The following is a 14,990-nucleotide window of genomic DNA, read 5'->3' on the forward strand; positions in this document are numbered from 1 at the left end:
CGTCCGCTAGCCGTTGAAGACGGCCTTCTGCACCTCGTTGGGGCCGTCGAAGCTGTTCTCCTCGAGGCCGTCGAGACGGCTCACGACCTTCTCGTCGGCCTTGTTCTTGCGGGCGCAGTCGACGAGCGACTTCTTGTCCGCCGGGTAGTCCATGCCGCTGAGGGCCTTCTGCAGGTCGATGGGGCTGAGGTCGGCCATGGCGGGCTCCTTGTCGTACGGATCGTGCGTACGGAATTTCCGTTATGTCGCGGTACCCAGCTCCGTCCGGCGCATGCGCCACTCAGCCCGTCGCCTGCTCCAGCACCGCCATGGCCGCGTTGTGGCCGGGGATTCCGCTGACTCCGCCGCCGCGCACCGCGCCCGCGCCGCAGAGCAGGACGTTGGCCTGCCCCGTCTCGACGCCCCAGCGGCCGGTGCCGTCCTGGGCGTGGGGCCAGGACAGCTCGCGGTGGAAGATGTGGCCGCCGGGCAGGCCCAGGTCGCGCTCCAGGTCCAGCGGCGACCTCGCCTCGACGCAGGGCCGTCCGTCGGCGTCGGTCGCCAGGCAGTCCTCGAGGGGTTCGGCCAGGTGCGCGTCGAGCTGGGCGAGGGTCGCCCTCAGCAGTTGCTCGCGCACGGCGTCGTTGTCCCGGGTGAAGAGGCGGGCGGGGGTGTGCAGGCCGAACAGGGTGAGGGTGTGCATGCCCGCGGCGGCCGGCTCCGGGCCGAGGATGCCGGGGTCGGTCAGCGAGTGGCAGTAGATTTCGGAGGGCGGGGCGGCGGGCGGCTCGCCCGCGGCGGCACTGGCGTGCGCGGCAGCCAGTTGTTCGTAGCCCTCCGCGATGTGGAAGGTCCCGGCGAACGCCTCACGGGGGTCGGCCGCCGGGTCGCGCAGGGCCGGGAGACGCGTCAGCAGCATGTTCACCTTGAGCTGGGCGCCCTCGGCCGGCGGGGGCGGGGCCTGCCCGGTGAGCGCGGCCAGCTCGCGCGGGGAGGCGTTCACCAGGACGTGCCGGGCGGCGACGACGCCCTCACCGTCGGCCGAACGGTAGGTGACCTCGGCGGTCCGGCCGTCCGTGTCGACGCGCAGCGCCTCGTGCCCGGTGGCGAGCACGGCGCCCGCCGCGCGGGCCGCGCCGGCCAGGGCGTCGGTGAGGGCGCCCATGCCGCCGACCGGCACGTCCCAGGCTCCGGTGCCGCCGCCGATCACGTGGTAGAGGAAGCAGCGGTTCTGGACCAGGGACGGCTCGTGGGCGTCGGCGAAGGTGCCGATCAGCGCGTCGGTGAGGACGACGCCGCGCACCAGGTCGTCCGCGAAGTGCTCCTCGATGGCGACGCCGATCGGCTCCTCGAACAGGGCACGCCAGGCCGCCTCGTCGTCGATCCTGCGGCGCAGCTCGTCCCGGGTGGGCAGCGGCTCGGTGAGGGTCGGGAAGACCCGCTGGGCGACGCGCCCCGTCATTCCGTAGAACCTCTGCCAGGCCGCGTACTCCCGCTCCGAGCCGGTGAGCCGGGCGAAGGACTCCCGGGTCCGCCGCTCGCCCCCGCCGACGAGGAGCCCGGTGGGCCGGCCGTCGCGCCGCACGGGCGTGTAGGAGGAGACGGTGCGTGCGCGCACCCGGAAGTCCAGGTCCAGCTCCCGCACGATCTTCTCGGGCAGCAGGCTGACCAGGTAGGAGTACCGCGACAGCCGCGCGTCGAGTCCGGCGAACGGCCGGGCGGACACGGCCGCCCCGCCCGTGTGGTCCAGCCGCTCCAGCACCAGCACGGAGCGCCCGGCGCGGGCCAGGTAGGCGGCGGCGACCAGGCCGTTGTGGCCACCGCCGACGACGACGGCGTCGTAGGCGCGGGATGCGGGGCGCGGCGTCGGCGGAGTCATGGCTCTTGGTAACACGGGGCGACGGCAAGCAGCCAGAGGGGCGGCCGCGGCGGACCGGTCGCACGGGCTCCGGCCCGGGACCAGGACGACCGCAGGCCCTCTCGCCGCCGGTCCGGGACGGGGACGACCGCAGACCCGCTCGCCGCCGGTCCGGGACCGCGCGGCCGCCCGCCCCCCCGTGACGGCGGTCGCGCCGCCGACCGAGGCGCGGGCGGTTCGCCGTCCGGCGGCGCGGGCGCCCGTCAGGAGCCTCAGAAAGGGGCCGCGTGCGCGGTGCCCGCCGCCCGGCTCGCGCCCGACCCGCGCAGGACCGCGACCCTGCGGTACAGCTCCACGGCCTCGGCCGCGCGGCCGAGTTGTTCGAGGCAGTGGGCCTCGTCGTCGCGGCCCGCGAGGGTGTCGGGATGGTCGGGGCCCAGCACGCGTTCCCGGGCGGCGGCGACCTCCCGGTACTCGCCGAGGGCGGCGGACCAGCGGCCCAGCCAGCCGAGGGCGACGGCGATCTCGCGGCGGCTGACGAGGGTGTCCGGGTGGTCCGGGCCGAGGACGCGGGCGCGGAGCGCGCGGACCTCACGGGACTCGGCGAGGGCCTCCTCCCAGCGGCCGAGCCGGCCGAGGTTGACGCCCAGGCCGTGGCGGGCGCGCAGCGTCTCGGGGTGATCGGGGCCCTGGGCCCGGGTCCGGTCCTCGATCAGCCCCTCGTACAGGGCCAGCGCCTGCGCGCTGTGGCCGAGGCGACCGAGGCAGATGCCGATCTCGTGACGGGCGGCGAAGGTGTCGGGGTGGTCGGGGCCGAGCACGCGCTCCCGGGCCGCGGCGACCTCGCGGTAGGCGGCGAGCGCCTCCTGCCAGCGGCCCAGCCGGCCCAGCTCGTAGGCCACCTCGTAGCGGGTGACCAGGGTGTCGGGATGGTCGGCGCCGAGCACGCGGGCGCGGGCCTCGGCGACCTCGCGGGCCATCCGGTGGGCGTCCTCGGGGCGGCCCAGCCGGCCGAGGTTGAAGGCCAGGTTGTGCCGGCAGCGCAGGGTGTCGGGGTGATCCGGGCCCATGACGCGTTCGCGGGCGGCGAGGACCGACGCGTAGACCTGGTGGGCGTCGGCGTGCCGGCCCAGCCGTCCCAGGGCGTAGGCCATCTCCTGGCGGACGGCGAGGGTGTCGGCGTGGTCGGCGCCGAGCACCCGGATGCGCGCCTCGGCCACGCGCTTGTACGCCCGCAGCGCCTCGGCGGGGTGGCCGGTGCGGCTGAGGGTGAAGGCGACCTCGTAACGGCTGGCCAGCGTGTCCGGGTGGTCGGGTCCGAGCAGGCGCTCGCGCTCGGCGGCCACCGCCCGGTGGATCTCCCCCGCCTCCTCCCAGCGGCCGAGCCGCCCGAGGCTCAGGCCCGCGTGGTGCCGCCCGGCCAGCGCGGCGGCCTCCTCCGGCGCCGGTGCGGGACGCGGGTCGCCGGCGGGCGCGGGATCACCGGGCCGGGGAACCCGGTCGGCGGACAGCCCGGGGGCGGGGCCGGGCGGCGTGGTGCGCGGACCGGTGCCGGTCGCCTCGCGGCCGGTGGTCGTGCCGCCGGTCCAGGACGGCGGCTCGGCCCGGCCCGCTCCTACCAGGCCGACCGGCTGCGGCGCCTTGGACCGGGGCGCCACCACGCCCGGCGCGTACGCCGGTGCCGTGCGGCCGGCGGTGATCCGCCGGCCCAGCTCCCGGGCGTCGTGCGGGCGCTGCTCCGGCTGTTTGGCGAGCAGGTCCAGGATGATCCGGTCCAGGTAGGCGGGGAGTTCGGCCCGGTGGGTGCGGGGCGGCTCGGGCCGGGTGTCGCGGTGGCCGACGAGGACCGCCCAGGCGTCGTCGAGGTCGAAGGGCGGCACGCCGGTGGCGATCTCGTAGAGCACGCAGCCCAGTGAGTACAGGTCGCTGCGCCGGTCCACGTCGTCGCCGCCGATCTGTTCGGGCGACATGTAGTGCGGGGTGCCCATGGCGACGCCGGTGCCGGTCAGCCGGGTGGTGAACCCGACGTCGTGGCCGAGCCGGGCGATGCCGAAGTCACAGATCTTCACCGTGCCGTCGGCCAGCCGGACGATGTTCGCGGGCTTCAGGTCGCGGTGCACGATGCCCTGCTCGTGGGTGTACGCGAGCGCCGCGGCGACCTGTTCGGCGATGTCCACGACGTCGGCGACCGGCAGCGGATGGTGTTTGTTGTCCTCCAGCAGCCGGCTCAGGTCGTGCCCGTCCAGCAGCTCCATGACCAGGAAGAGCACGCCGTCGCTCTCGCCGAAGTCGTGCACCACGGTCACCCCGCGGTGCTGGAGCGCGGCGGCCACCCGGGCCTCGCGCCGGAACCTCTCCCTGAGGACGCGCGTGAAGGCGTGGTCGTGGTCCGTGCCCAGCGGCTTGAGGCACTTGACGGCGACGTGCCGCCCCAGTGACTCGTCGCGCGCCCGCCACACCTCGCCCATGCCGCCGCGTCCGATCCGGTCGAGCAGCCGGTACCGGCCCTGGATCAGCGTGCTGTCCCCCATCACTACGCCCGCCCCCGTAGCTCTGTGTCCTGTCCGCTGCGCCCTCCCCTGGCGGGTCCAGTATGGCGGTCTATGGTCCGAGTTTGTACGGTGCCGGGCGCGCGGCCGGCCCGAGCCGTGCCACGGCGCGCAGGATGTGTTTGGGCGGCAGTTGCCAGCGCAGACGTGCGGGGATCGTGCGCAGGACGGTGCCGGTGGCGCGCAGCCGACGGGTCACGGTGGCGGGATCGGGGGCCGGTCTGCCGTAGAGCTCGTGCGCGTACGGCGGTAGGGAGTCGTACGCCAGTTGTGCCACCCGGTGCCACAGCAGCGCGCGTGCGGGGACCAGGAGGGGGTGCACGGGCGGGCGGCGCAGGAAGTCGTCGACCTCGTGCGCGTCGTCGCCGGCGGCCAGTTCGGGCCGTACGCGCGCGAAGTAGGCGGCCAGCGCGGCGCGGTCCGCGGGCACGGTGGCGGGGTCGAGGCCGACCAGGCGGGCGCTGTGCCGGTGTTCGGCGAGGTAGCGGTCGGCGTGGGCGTCGGTGAGCGGGAAGCCGGAGCGGCGCAGGACGTGCAGGTAGGAGCCGATCTCGGCGCAGTGCACCCACAGCAGCAGTGCGGGTTCGTCGACGCCGTAGCGTTCGCCGGTGTCGGGGTCCGTCGCGCCGAGCATGCGGTGGATCCTGCGGACGCGGGCCCCGGCCCGTTCGGCGTCCTCGGTGGTCCCGTACGTCGTGGTGCCGACGAAGCCGGCGGTGCGCATCAGGCGGCCCCAGGCGTCGCGCCGGAAGTCGCTGTTCTGCATGACGCCGCGCACGGCGCGCGGGTGCAGCGCCTGGAGGTACAGGGCGCGGATGCCGGCGATCCACATCATCGGGTCGCCGTGCGCCTGCCAGGTCACCGAGCCGGGGCCGAACAGTCCCGGGTCGCCCGCCGGATCGCCTGCCCGCGTGAGCGTCATACCGGCAGGCTAACGCCCCGCGCGCCGCGGCCCCCGGGGTGCGGTGGTCAGCGCAGGGTGGCGAGGAACTCTCCGCAGGCGCGGGCGCAGTCGCGGCACGCCCGTGCGCTCTCCTCGGCGCCCGGGTGGGCGTCGAAGACGTGCGCGCTCTCGAGGCAGACCTGCAGACACCATTCGAGCTGGACGCGGATCGCGTCCTCGTCCACCTGGTTCTGTTCGGAGAGCATCCGGCAGGTCGCGTCGCAGACCTCCGCGCACATGATGCCCTTGCGCCGCACGAGTTCCTGGTTCTCGGTCCCGTCCGGGTCCACGAGGCTCGCCCGCAGGGCACAGGCCCGCGCGCACTCGGTGCAGGCCTGTGCGCAGGCGAAGCGGTCCTCGAGGAAGCGGAAGAGTTCCTGCTGGGAAGTCGTCGAAGTCACACCGCGCGGGTTGCCGCCGGTGTCGCCGCCAAACCGCCCGGCCCGGTGTTCCCAAGGGTTCCGTCCGTTTTCCGGCGCGGGCCGACGGGCACCCGTGGACTCCCCCGACGCTGGTGACAGCGCGGACGTCGACCGCTTGCGGAGGTGCACGACATGCCGGGACGACAGGAACTGCCGTCGACGCTGGAGCGCTCGCCCCGGGAGGCCCAGCGCACCTGGATCAAGGCGCACGACTCGGCCGTGGAGGAGTACGGCGAGGGCGAGCGCGCGCACCGGGTGGCGTACGGAGCGCTCAAGCACAAGTTCGAGAAGGTCGGTGACCACTGGGAGCGCAAGGAGGGCGGCCGCAAGGGCCCGTCGGACCCGCAGTCCGGGCGGCCGCGGGGGCAGGGCGGCCGCAGCGGCGAGGGCGTCGACGAGAAGGCGTCCAAGGAGCACCTGTACGACGTGGCCAAGCGGCTCGGGGTCGAGGGGCGGTCGCGGATGTCGAAGGCGGACCTGCTGGCGGCGATCCGGAAGGCCAACCGTTCCCGGACGCGGTCCGCCCGGTCGAGCTGAGCAGGTTGGCGGCGCGGGCCGGGGGTACCCGCGCTCCATGACGAACGCATGGATGGACCTGGCCGCCGGTGGTGGCGGCATCGGTATCGGTATCGGAGTCGCAGCCGTGGTGGTCGTCGGGCTGCTGATCGGGGCGTTCGCCTTCGGCAGCCGGCAGAAGCGCAAGGAGTCGCCGCCGCCGACCCCCGACGAGCAGCCGCGCATGCCGGCCGACGGGCCCGTCCGCGAAGTGCGTGAGCGGCGCGAGCCCGACGAGATGCCCCGCAGCGACGACCGGACGCTGCCCCACGACCTCGGCCACCAGGGCAGCCGTACCGCCTCCGGACAGGAACGGCCCCGCTGGGACGAGGGCGGCAGCGGGTCGTTCGGCAGCGGTGGCCCGGGCGGCCGCTGACCGCCGAGGACACCGAGGACGCCGTACAGAGGGAAGTGAGAACCATGGCCGACCCCGCCCGCGACAGCCTGCCCCTGCCCGACTACGACCATCTGCCGATCGGCGGGCTGGAGAGCCGCGTCCGGTCGCTGGGCGCGGAGGAGGTGGAGGAGCTGCTGGCGTACGAGCGCTCGCACGCCGACCGGCTCCCCGCCACGGAGTTGCTGACGGCCCGGCTGGAGCAGTTGCGGTCCGGTGCGCAGCCGTCTTCCGGCGATCCGGGAGCCGTGCGCCCCGAGCAGGGGCAGGGCCGCTCGGGTTCCCCCGTGTCCCCCGCGACCTCGCCGCAGCCGTTCTCCCCGCCGCCGCACGGCACGCCCGACCAGAGGGGCAAGCCGAAGGGTGACCGTACGTAGTCAGCCGGCGCGGCGGGGTAGTTTCCGGCGCGGGCGCCGGGGAATCCATGCGCCGTGCTGTTCCAGAGGAGAAGGGCCCGCGCGGGTGCGCGGGCCCGCGTCGTGGCCGAACGCACCGTCGACCGGGCCGACGAGCGGCTTCCCGTCTCCTCGGCCGGGACGCTGCTGCGCAAGGCGTTCCCGGAGCACTGGTCGTTCCTCCTGGGCGAGATCGCCCTGTACAGCTTCGTCGTGCTGCTGCTGACCGGTGTGTGGCTGACCCTGTTCTTCGAGCCCTCGATGACGGAGGTCGTCTACGACGGTTCGTACGAGCCGCTGCTCGGGCTGAGCATGTCGGAGGCGTACCGCTCGACGGTGGACATCGGTTTCGAGGTGCGCGGCGGGCTGCTGATCCGGCAGCTGCACCACTGGGCCGCCCTGGTGTTCCTGTCGGCCATCGGAGTGCATCTGCTGCGGGTCTTCTTCACCGGGGCGTTCCGCCGGCCGCGTGAGGCCAACTGGCTGATCGGTGTGACGCTCTTCGCGCTGGCCCTCGTCGAGGGCTTCGCCGGCTACTCGCTCCCCGACGACCTGCTGTCCGGGACGGGGCTGCGCATCGCACAGGGGATCATGCTGTCGATCCCGGTGGTGGGGACGTACGTCAGCATGTTCGTGTTCGGCGGCGAGTATCCCGGTGAGGACATCGTCCCGCGGTTGTACCCGGTGCACATCCTGCTCGTCCCGGGGCTGCTGCTGGCGCTGGTGACGCTCCATCTGATCCTGGTGTTCCACCTGAAGCACACCCAGTGGGCCGGGCCGGGCCGCACCGAACGCAACGCGGTCGGCAAGCCGATGTTCCCGCAGTTCGTGACCAACTCCACGGGCCTGTTCTTCATGGTCTTCGGCGTCCTGACGCTGCTCGCGGCGGTGGCGCAGATCAACCCGATCTGGGCGTACGGCCCCTACCGGCCCGACGTGGTCTCCTTCGGCTCGCAGCCCGACTGGTACGTCGGTTTCCTGGAGGGCTCGCTGCGGCTGATGCCGCCGTTCGAGACGACGGTGTGGGGTCACACCGTCATGTGGAACGTCCTGGTGCCCGCGGTGCTGCTGCCGGGCGCCCTGTTCGCGGTGCTGTACGCCTACCCCTTCTTCGAACGCTGGGTGACGGGCGACGACGAGGAGCACCATCTGTGCGACCGGCCCCGCGACAAGCCCGTGCGGACCGGGCTGGGTGTCGGGGCCGTCTGCTTCTACGGGGTGCTTCTCCTGGCGGGCGGCAACGACATCCTCGCCCATGTCTTCGACGTCTCGATCAACCTGTTGACCTGGGTGTTCCGCGTCGCTCTCGTGGTGCTGCCGCCGATCGCCCTCATGGTCACCAAGCGGGTCTGCCTGGCGTTGCGGGAGCGGGAGCGCGAGCGGCTGGAGGAGGGCGCGGAGACGGGGCACCTGCGGCAGACGCTCGCGGGCGGCTACGTCGAGACCCGTGAGCCCCTGGGGCCCGAGGAGCGGCACGTGCTGCGGTCGCGGCGGGAGCCGGAGCCGCCGGCGCCCACCGCGCCCGGCGAGGGTCCACGGGTGGGGCGGCTGCGGGCGGCCCTGAGCGAGTGATACTACGGCGACCGGGTCTACGTGGAGGACGCGGGACCGGAGGAGTCCGCTTCCCCGCCGGGTGAGCTGGAGCGCTGAGCGTCGCGGCCCGCGTACTGGAGGACGAGGCCGAGCACGGCCGCGGCGAGGACACCGAAGCCGATGAGGGCCAGCCACAGGCCGTAGACGATGCCGAGGGCGAGGACGACGGCGCCCAGGGCGGTGACGACGGGCCACGGGCTGTGCGGCGGGAAGAAGTCGAGCGGGCCGGCCGTGTCCTGGACCTCGGCGTCGTCGCGGTCCTGGGCGCGCGGCCCGCGCTTGCGGTACTGCACGCGCAGGAAGAACGCGACGAGCGAGGCCATCAGGAAGGCGACGGTCAGGGCGGCGGTGCCGGCCGGCTCGTGGGAGAACCAGCCGTAGCCGGCGGCGGTGACGGCGAAGAAGGCCGCCACACCGGTGAAGAGTCGGGCTTCGGTCCTCACGGGGCTACTGCCTCCTCTGCTCGTGCCGCTGGTCGCGTCGCGCGATGTCCGGGTGGTGCAGGTCGAACGCCGGGGACTCGGAGCGGACCCGGGGCAGGGCCGTGAAGTTGTGCCGCGGGGGCGGGCAGGAGGTGGCCCATTCGAGGGAACGCCCGTAGCCCCAGGGGTCGTCGTGCTCCGCCTTCGCGCCGTACCGGCGGGTGCGCCACACGTTGTAGAGGAACGGCAGCGTGGACAGGCCGAGCAGGAAGGCGCCGATGGAGCTGAGGGTGTTCAGCGCGGTGAAGCCGTCCGCGGCCAGGTAGTCGGCGTAGCGGCGGGGCATGCCCTGCTCGCCGAGCCAGTGCTGGACGAGGAAGGTGGTCTGGAAGCCGACGAAGAGCGTCCAGAAGTGGATCTTCCCGAGGCGCTCGTCGAGGAGTCTGCCGGTGAACTTCGGCCACCAGAAGTAGAACCCGGCGAACATCGCGAAGACGACCGTGCCGAAGAGCACGTAGTGCAGGTGGGCGACGATGAAGTACGAGTCGGTCAGGTGGAAGTCCAGCGGCGGGGAGGCGATGAGGACGCCGCTCATGCCGCCGAGCAGGAACGTCATCAGGAACCCGAACGACCACAGCATGGGCGTCTCGAAGGACAGCGAGCCGTGCGTCATCGTGCCGATCCAGTTGAAGAACTTCACTCCCGTCGGCACCGCGATGAGGAACGACATCAGGGAGAAGAACGGCAGCAGCACCGCGCCGGTGGCGAACATGTGGTGGGCCCACACCACCGCGGAGAGCATGGTGATGGCGATGGTGGCGCCCACCAGGCTGACGTAGCCGAAGATCGGTTTGCGGCTGAACACCGGGATGATCTCGGAGACGATGCCGAAGAACGGCAGGGCGACGATGTACACCTCGGGGTGGCCGAAGAACCAGAACAGGTGCTGCCACAGCAGCGCCCCGCCGTTCGCCGCGTCGAAGATGTGCGCCCCGAACTTCCGGTCGGCCTCCAGCGCGAGCAGCGCGGCGGTGAGCACGGGGAAGGCGGGCAGCACCAGGATCGAGGTGAACAGCACGTTCCAGGTGAAGATCGGCATCCGGAACATGGTCATGCCGGGGGCGCGCAGGCACAGGACGGTGGTGATGAAGTTGACCGCGCCGAGCGTGGTGGACACGCCGGTCACCACCAGTCCCATGGTCCACAGGTCGCCGCCCGCCCCGGGGCTGAAGACCGCGTTGTTCAGCGGCGCGTAGGCGAACCAGCCGAAGGCCGCCGCTCCCCCGGGCGTCAGGAACCCGGCCACCACCATCAGGCCGCCGAACAGGTACAGCCAGTACGAGAGGGCGTTGAGCCGGGGGAAGGCCACGTCCGGGGCGCCGATCTGCAACGGCATGATCGCGTTGGCGAACCCGGCGAACAGCGGCGTCGCGAACAGCAGCATCATGATCGTGCCGTGGACGGTGAAGAGCTGGTTGTACTGGTGCGCGGTGAACAGCTGGAGGCCGGGGCGGGCCAGCTCAGCGCGCATCAGCAGGGCGAGGACGCCGCCGAACAGGAAGAACCCGAAGGACGTCGTCATGTAGAGGTTGCCGATCACCTTGTGATCGGTCGTGGTCGCCCATCGGGCCAGCGCCCGGCCCAGCGTGCGGTCGGTCCGCTGCCGCGCCGGTGTCCGGCGCGGCGGTTCCGTCCTTGCGTCCAGCGCCATGCGGCGGAGGGTACCCAGGCGACCCCGGCTCGGACGCCCGGCCACGCCGGGCCCGCGTCAGCCGTCCGCGCTCCGGTCGGCGGGGAACACGTCCTCCGTGTGTTCGCCCAGCTCAGGAGGTCTGGCGCGGTAGCTCGCCGGAGTGGCCGAGAGGCGGATCGGGTGGGCCACCTGGCGGGTACCGTCGACGTCCACGACGGCTCGGACGCCCAGCCGGTCGGCGAAGGCGAAGGCCTCGTCGAGGGCGTTGACCGGACCGGCCGGCACCCCTGCCTCGGGCAGCACGGACGCCCAGTGGTCGGCTCCCCGGGTGCGCAGCCGGTCCTGGAGCAGCGGCCGGAGCGCGTCGCGGTGGGCCACGCGGTCGGGGTTGGTGCGAAACCGCGCGTCGTCGGCGAGTTCCGGCGCGCCGAGCAGGGTGGCCAGTGCGGCGAACTGCCGGTCGTTGCCGACGGCGAGGGCGAGCGGCCGGTCGGCGGTGTGGAAGGTCTCGTAGGGGGCGATGCTCGGGTGGGCGTTGCCGAGCCGGCCCGGGACGACGCCCGCCGCGACATAGCCCGAAGCCTGGTTGGCCATCGCCGACAGCAGCGAGCCGAGCAGGCTCACCTCGACGAGCTGGCCCTCGCCGGTGCGCTCCCGGTGGCGCAGGGCGGCGAGGATGCCGACGGTGGCGTGCAGTCCGGTGATGACGTCGACGAGGGCGACGCCCGTCTTGACGGGTTCGCCGTCCGGTTCCCCGGTGACGCTCATCAGGCCGCCGACGGCCTGCACCAGCAGGTCGTAGCCGGGCAGTGCGGCGCCCGCTCCGGTGCCGAAGCCGGTGACGGAGCAGTAGACGAGCCTCGGGTCGGTGGCGCGCAGCTTCTCGGGACCGAGCCCGAGCCGGTCCATGGTCCCGGGGCGGAAGTTCTCCACCACGACGTCCGAGCCGGCGATCAGCTCGCGGGCCCGGTCGCGTCCCTCGTCGGTGGCGAGGTCGAGGGTGACGGACCGCTTGTTGCGGTTGACGCCCAGGAAGTAGGTGGAGGTGCCGGAGGCGTCGGCCGGCGGGCGCCAGGCGCGGGTGTCGTCGCCGGTGCCGGGCCGTTCCACCTTCACGACCTCGGCGCCCAGGTCGGCGAGGAGCATGGTGGCGTACGGTCCGGCGAGCACGCGGGAGAAGTCGGCGATCCGCACGCCCCGGAGGGCTGCCGTGCCGTGTTCGGTGAGCGGGGTGTCAACGGGCATGGCGTCATCGTGCGCGCTCGGCGGCGCCCTCACACGTGACCTGCGCCACCGCACGCGGCTCCGGACGGGGCGGTCCGGGGCCGCGTGCGGTGGTGGGCCGGTCGTCTACGACGCGTCGAGCACCGTGCCGTTCAGCACCGGGCCCTGCGGCTCACCCGCGTCGTCGGTGGGCTGCCACCCGATGTGCTCGGCGGGTTCGGTGACCTCGTCGCGGACCGTGGGCACCGTCACCTCGGCGTCGGTCTCCCCCGGCGGGACCAGGGCCCACAGCGAGAGGTACTCCAGCCGGGACAGCGGGACCTCGCCGTCGGGGACCTCCCAGGCGTTCTCCAGCAGCCAGTCCGGGTCGACGTCCTTGGTGGACAGTTCCGGACGGGTGTCGTCCGGCACCGGCAGCAGCAGGCTGCCGACGTGGACGTCGGCGGGCTCGGACAAGGTGACGCGCCAGCGCAGCGGCTGCCCCTCGGTGACCTCGTCGGCGACGGGGCTCACCGCGACCTCGGGCATCGGGTCGTCGTTCTGGACGGTGACGCCGCCGGCGTAGGAGCCGACGACCGATCCGCGGACCGCCTTCACCAGCAGGTCGTGCGAGGTGTCCCAGGAGTACCGCTTGTTGCCCGCCACCTTCACCGTCACGTCGATGCCGGAGCCGCCGGGACGGACGTTCACCAGCCGGTGCTCGGTCACGCCGGTCACCGGATCGGTGACGTACGTGCGGACCGTGCCGCCGTTCTTGCCGGAGACGCGCACCGGGACGCGGTAGGTGCGCTCCCCGTCGTCGCCCTCCTGGACCGTCGTCCGGCCCACGTCGACCCGGGCCAGCGGAGCCGGCCGCACCCGGGGGGTGCCCGGCTGCCAGGCGTAGGCGTCCATCAGCCACGCCTGGCCGGAGCGCGAACGGGGCGTCAGTTCCAGTGAGGCGATGCGGCGCAGGTCGATTCCGGTGCGGGCGGCGGCGGTGAGCGGTACCCGCAGTTCCTGGGCCCAGTAGGAGGCCGTGCGGTCGCTGCCCGGCAGTCCGTCGGCGCGGATGCCGCCGAGGGTGGCGCGCTTGCCGGCGGCGTCGGTGACGGACACGTCGAGCCGGGTGCCGGTGCTGCCCGGCGGCACGATGACGCGCAGGGCGAGGCTCTGGGCGCCTTCGAGGGAGACGGGTGCCTGGGGCCGGATCCGGGCCGGGGCGCCCGGTGCGGTCCAGTCGAGGGCGACGGCGCCGCGGCCGACCTCGCGTTCCGGCTGCCAGTACGCGAAGTGCGGTGAGGCGCCGCGGGCGTTCTCGCCGAGACAGGCCGCGGCCGGGTCGGGGTCGACCGCGGAGCACAGGCGTCCGCCGGTCACCTCCACTCCGCCGTCGGGCAGGAGTCCGGCGCCGCGTCCGGCGCCGACCGCGTGGGTCAGCACCCGTGCCGGGTCGGCCGAGGGGGCCCGGCGGCCGGTGCCGTCGATCAGCTCGCGGACCCGGTCGTCGCCGGCGACGAACAGCCGCGCGGCGGCGGCGATGTAGGTGGCGCCGGCCCGGTGCTGCTGCTCGGCGGTGAGCCGGGTGGGGCTGCCCACCGAGCAGACCGGGTCGCGGCCCTCGGGGTCGTCCCAGAAGTCGTCGGAGGCGGGTGCCTCGGCCTGGCCGGGCGTCCACTCGCTGTTGAAGTAGTTGTGGTTGGCGCCGGTGATGTGGACCGCGCTGTGCAGGGCCCGGCCCCGGCTCACCCCGCGGGTGCCGTCGACGTACAACTGGCCCTGGAGGTCGGAGACGTCGCCGTCGCAGCCCGGCAGGATCGTCAGTGACGGCACGTCGGGGACGGGGTTCTGGCCGAAGGCGGTGGGGCCGACGAGGACGGTGCCGCGGATGTTCCAGCGGGCGCGCCCGGGGGCGCCGTCCTGGTCGGTGGGCGGCGGGTAGAGGCTGTCCATGGCGGCCCGGTCGACGCCTTCGCCGCCGCGCGAGTGGCCGACGAGCAGGACGCGGGACAGGTCGGCCTTCGGGCCGCCGCGTACGGCCGTCGGTGCCGTGGCGGGGCGGGTGGCCCAGCCGGCCCAGCGGTCCAGGTGCGAACGCACCAGGGAGGAGCGGGCCTGGGCGCCGCCGTCCTCGAGGTCGCCGTCCTGGCCGTTGATGCCGTTGGCGGAGATCGAGACGGTCACATAGCCCTGGGAGGCCAGCAGCTTCTGGTCCTGGAGGTAGCCGCGGTGGCTGGGGATGGGCCGGGCGTCGTCGGCGCAGGGCCAGTCGATGGTGACGGCCTCCTCGCCCTGGCCGGGGACGTAGCAGGTGGCGTGGCGGCCGTGCAGGAACAGGGCGAGCGGGCGCTTGCCGGTCGCCCCCTTGGGCGCGACGACCACGCCGCGCATCTCGACCGGTGCGGTGAGGCCGGGCAGCCGGACCGGGTCGAGCGTGTACTCGCCGGTCGTGGTGGCGAACCGGCCGGGCGTGCCCGGGTCCACGGTGCCGGCGGGGAGCTGGGGCGGGAGTTTCGCGGGGGGCGCCTGGGAGGGGCGGCGCTCGCGGGCCGAGGCGCCGGGTTCCTCGTCCAGGCGGCGGCCGGCGGCCAGGACCTGGAGGTCCTCGAGCCCGTCGAGGGCGGCGGGTCCGGTGTCGCGCAGCGGTAAGCGGAAGGTGCGGCCGTCGTCGTCCGGTTCCGGTACGCCGAGCAGGCGGCCGTCGGCGTGGAACTCCACCCGGGCGTCGCCGTGCGGGACGTTCCTCGGGGAGCGCCACTGGAGGGCTCTGTCGTCACCGGTGCCGGTGACCTGCCAGCCGCGCGGGAGGTCCGCGTTGCCGGCCGGGGTCGCCGGGACGGAGGGGGTGCCTGGCGGCCGGGGTGCGGCGTGGGCGGCGGCGGGCGCCACTCCCAGCCCGGTCAGGGCCGCCGCCGCGGCGGCCCATGTCCGTCGAGCACGTATCAAGAATCGCTCCTCAATGCCTCGGGCCGGGGCTCCGCCGG

At 74.0% G+C, this 14,990-nt stretch carries 12 protein-coding genes and 1 pseudogene; 4 read left to right on the forward strand and 9 right to left on the reverse strand.

Going from position 1 to position 14,990, the window contains the following annotated elements; all coding sequences use genetic code 11:
- Window positions 1-6: 6 nt before the first annotated feature.
- The 5 genes from ACFZP7_RS04225 to ACFZP7_RS04245 all read right to left on the reverse strand — a co-directional run bounded on the left by ACFZP7_RS04225 (window position 7) and on the right by ACFZP7_RS04245 (window position 5,730).
- Window positions 7-198: a DUF2795 domain-containing protein gene (locus ACFZP7_RS04225; RefSeq protein WP_385633871.1), complete on the reverse strand. Its 192-nt coding sequence runs from the start codon at window positions 196-198 to the stop codon at window positions 7-9.
- 82 nt (window positions 199-280) lie between these two features.
- Window positions 281-1,858 carry a phytoene desaturase family protein gene (locus tag ACFZP7_RS04230; RefSeq protein ID WP_385633872.1) on the reverse strand — a complete coding sequence of 526 codons (1,578 nt, stop codon included), beginning with the start codon at window positions 1,856-1,858 and terminating at the stop codon, window positions 281-283.
- A 251-nt stretch (window positions 1,859-2,109) separates the two neighbouring features.
- Complete coding sequence (locus tag ACFZP7_RS04235) at window positions 2,110-4,368, reverse strand: tetratricopeptide repeat protein (protein WP_385633873.1); 2,259 nt, start codon at window positions 4,366-4,368, stop codon at window positions 2,110-2,112.
- 70 nt (window positions 4,369-4,438) lie between these two features.
- Window positions 4,439-5,308: an oxygenase MpaB family protein gene (locus ACFZP7_RS04240; protein ID WP_385633874.1), complete on the reverse strand. Its 870-nt coding sequence runs from the start codon at window positions 5,306-5,308 to the stop codon at window positions 4,439-4,441.
- A 47-nt stretch (window positions 5,309-5,355) separates the two neighbouring features.
- Window positions 5,356-5,730: a four-helix bundle copper-binding protein gene (locus ACFZP7_RS04245; RefSeq protein WP_019327265.1), complete on the reverse strand. Its 375-nt coding sequence runs from the start codon at window positions 5,728-5,730 to the stop codon at window positions 5,356-5,358.
- 153 nt (window positions 5,731-5,883) lie between these two features.
- On the opposite strand from ACFZP7_RS04245, the gene ACFZP7_RS04250 reads away from it, so the two are divergent.
- The 4 genes and pseudogenes from ACFZP7_RS04250 to ACFZP7_RS04265 all read left to right on the forward strand — a co-directional run bounded on the left by ACFZP7_RS04250 (window position 5,884) and on the right by ACFZP7_RS04265 (window position 8,745).
- The gene (locus ACFZP7_RS04250) at window positions 5,884-6,288 is read left to right on the forward strand and encodes a ChaB family protein (RefSeq protein ID WP_031021058.1); all 405 of its coding nucleotides are present in this window, start codon (window positions 5,884-5,886) and stop codon (window positions 6,286-6,288) included.
- Window positions 6,289-6,325: 37 nt separating this feature from the next.
- Window positions 6,326-6,682, forward strand: coding sequence for a DUF6479 family protein (locus tag ACFZP7_RS04255; RefSeq protein WP_029393742.1), 357 nt, complete (start codon window positions 6,326-6,328; stop codon window positions 6,680-6,682).
- 44 nt (window positions 6,683-6,726) lie between these two features.
- The gene (locus ACFZP7_RS04260) at window positions 6,727-7,077 is read left to right on the forward strand and encodes a hypothetical protein (RefSeq protein WP_031021055.1); all 351 of its coding nucleotides are present in this window, start codon (window positions 6,727-6,729) and stop codon (window positions 7,075-7,077) included.
- A gap of 54 nt (window positions 7,078-7,131) precedes the next feature.
- A pseudogene (locus tag ACFZP7_RS04265) lies at window positions 7,132-8,745 on the forward strand (cytochrome bc complex cytochrome b subunit).
- Here ACFZP7_RS04265 and ACFZP7_RS04270 read toward each other — a convergent pair.
- The 4 genes from ACFZP7_RS04270 to ACFZP7_RS04285 form a co-directional block, all read right to left on the reverse strand.
- Window positions 8,685-9,131 carry a cytochrome c oxidase subunit 4 gene (locus tag ACFZP7_RS04270; RefSeq protein ID WP_385633875.1) on the reverse strand — a complete coding sequence of 149 codons (447 nt, stop codon included), beginning with the start codon at window positions 9,129-9,131 and terminating at the stop codon, window positions 8,685-8,687. The pseudogene ACFZP7_RS04265 and the gene ACFZP7_RS04270 overlap by 61 nt on opposite strands.
- A gap of 4 nt (window positions 9,132-9,135) precedes the next feature.
- Window positions 9,136-10,821 carry a cytochrome c oxidase subunit I gene (gene ctaD / locus ACFZP7_RS04275; RefSeq protein WP_385633876.1) on the reverse strand — a complete coding sequence of 562 codons (1,686 nt, stop codon included), beginning with the start codon at window positions 10,819-10,821 and terminating at the stop codon, window positions 9,136-9,138.
- A 57-nt stretch (window positions 10,822-10,878) separates the two neighbouring features.
- Window positions 10,879-12,048: a CaiB/BaiF CoA transferase family protein gene (locus tag ACFZP7_RS04280; protein WP_385633877.1), complete on the reverse strand. Its 1,170-nt coding sequence runs from the start codon at window positions 12,046-12,048 to the stop codon at window positions 10,879-10,881.
- A 105-nt stretch (window positions 12,049-12,153) separates the two neighbouring features.
- Entirely contained in the window at window positions 12,154-14,952 is a 2,799-nt protein-coding gene (locus ACFZP7_RS04285) for a hypothetical protein (RefSeq protein ID WP_385633878.1), read from the reverse strand.
- Window positions 14,953-14,990: the final 38 nt, after the last annotated feature.

This window comes from Streptomyces sp. SudanB5_2050 (assembly GCF_964272335.1).
In the GTDB taxonomy this organism is placed as follows: domain Bacteria; phylum Actinomycetota; class Actinomycetes; order Streptomycetales; family Streptomycetaceae; genus Streptomyces; species Streptomyces rochei.

Coding starts and splice junctions, on each gene's coding strand:
- ACFZP7_RS04225 (WP_385633871.1), bottom strand. CDS start 198: ATGGCCGACCTCAGCCCCATCGACCTGCAGAAGGCCCTCAGCGGCATG.
- ACFZP7_RS04230 (WP_385633872.1), bottom strand. CDS start 1,858: ATGACTCCGCCGACGCCGCGCCCCGCATCCCGCGCCTACGACGCCGTC.
- ACFZP7_RS04235 (WP_385633873.1), bottom strand. CDS start 4,368: ATGGGGGACAGCACGCTGATCCAGGGCCGGTACCGGCTGCTCGACCGG.
- ACFZP7_RS04240 (WP_385633874.1), bottom strand. CDS start 5,308: ATGACGCTCACGCGGGCAGGCGATCCGGCGGGCGACCCGGGACTGTTC.
- ACFZP7_RS04250 (WP_031021058.1), top strand. CDS start 5,884: ATGCCGGGACGACAGGAACTGCCGTCGACGCTGGAGCGCTCGCCCCGG.
- ACFZP7_RS04255 (WP_029393742.1), top strand. CDS start 6,326: ATGACGAACGCATGGATGGACCTGGCCGCCGGTGGTGGCGGCATCGGT.
- ACFZP7_RS04260 (WP_031021055.1), top strand. CDS start 6,727: ATGGCCGACCCCGCCCGCGACAGCCTGCCCCTGCCCGACTACGACCAT.
- ctaD (WP_385633876.1), bottom strand. CDS start 10,821: ATGGCGCTGGACGCAAGGACGGAACCGCCGCGCCGGACACCGGCGCGG.
- ACFZP7_RS04280 (WP_385633877.1), bottom strand. CDS start 12,048: ATGCCCGTTGACACCCCGCTCACCGAACACGGCACGGCAGCCCTCCGG.